A 1,265-nucleotide genomic window follows, 5' to 3' on the forward strand; every position below is an offset into this window, starting at 1 on the left:
ACAAACGCATTCTGAAACTCTTTGAAGAGCGGTTGAACAATTAATACATCAGTTTGCCCAACTTTCGCGGTCGAGACTACGGAACTGGATGGCCTCAATCATTTCTGTATAAGAAAGATTGTATAGAATCTTTGCAATTTCAGCATTTGTATTATCCTTTATTGATTTATAACTTAGAGATATTTGTTTATTTAACTCATATGAACTCTCCGCTATCATTAAGTCCTTAATAAGCCCTTCCATTATAATATTTTTGATTTTATCCATTGATTAGTAATTATAAATTTCTAAATTAGCATTAAGGTTATGGAATATACTGAACATCCGATAGAAGCGCAGCGGATCCATCAAAAGATGTTTCTAAGTAAGTTATCCGAAAGGGAGAGGGAGTACCATGCTTTCATATTTAGGGTAGGCAATCTTACATATCGGTATTACATGGACTTAGAAGCCCAACCCTCCGAGGAAGATTTTAAGGATTGGCTTTTAGGATTGCCGGAGAATAATTGCATAAAAATTTTATCTTTGCCGTATGAAGGATCATGCAGTGATTTTTGAAGGGGTCAGTACCGAATAACTGGAATCTTAACGAGAGAGGATCTATGGCGAATCTTACCGTAATCAATCCGTGGACGTGGGGTGACGAACACGGTTTCGTGCAAGCCGTCGAGTCCCGTGGCATGACACGCATACTGCACTGCGCAGGCCAGGGCTCGTTGGACGAGCATGGCCGCATCTTGCATGTGGGCGATATGGCGGCTCAGGTACGGGAGGCCCTGAATAACGTCGAGACGGTCCTCCGCGCGGCCGGCCTCTCTCTTGCCGACGTCACGCGTCTGAATTACTACACGACTGACATGGATGCATACAACGCGGTACTTGGCGCGGAGGTCATGCCGAGGCTCCGCGACGCCGGCTGCCGCCCATCCGGAGTGTTGATTGGCGTGACGCGTCTTGCGCACGCCGACATGCTGATTGAGATTGAGGCCACAGCGGTGACGTGACCTCTCCGCACATCCGACTGCGAACTATGACGCGCATAAGTCCTTTTGCATGTCGTTTCTCCCTGACTGCTTTGTCTGCCCTGCATCCTGGCCGATGATTTCTCACGTGGCGGCGCGGAGCCGGCCGACGATCCCAACCCATAGCTACAAGCTCAACCTCTGGATATTGTTGGTATGGTGGATGTGAATGTGCATTTCCAGGACATTGTACGGCTGAGCCAGCGGCTTATTGAATTAGGTAAAGACAATTGGGAGTTGGCG

Annotated in this window: 2 protein-coding genes; one reads left to right on the top strand and one right to left on the bottom strand. The window is 47.4% G+C overall.

Annotated features, from left to right (window positions below):
• Positions 1–48 precede the first annotated feature (48 nt).
• Positions 49–267: a hypothetical protein gene (locus NF543_RS25210; protein ID WP_257670972.1), complete on the bottom strand. Its 219-nt coding sequence runs from the start codon at positions 265–267 to the stop codon at positions 49–51.
• Positions 268–602: 335 nt separating this feature from the next.
• On the opposite strand from NF543_RS25210, the gene NF543_RS25215 reads away from it, so the two are divergent.
• Positions 603–1,004, top strand: coding sequence for a RidA family protein (locus NF543_RS25215; protein WP_257670973.1), 402 nt, complete (start codon positions 603–605; stop codon positions 1,002–1,004).
• Positions 1,005–1,265: the final 261 nt, after the last annotated feature.

The sequence above is a fragment of the Parapedobacter tibetensis genome, assembly GCF_024704835.1.
Lineage (GTDB): Bacteria > Bacteroidota > Bacteroidia > Sphingobacteriales > Sphingobacteriaceae > Parapedobacter > Parapedobacter tibetensis.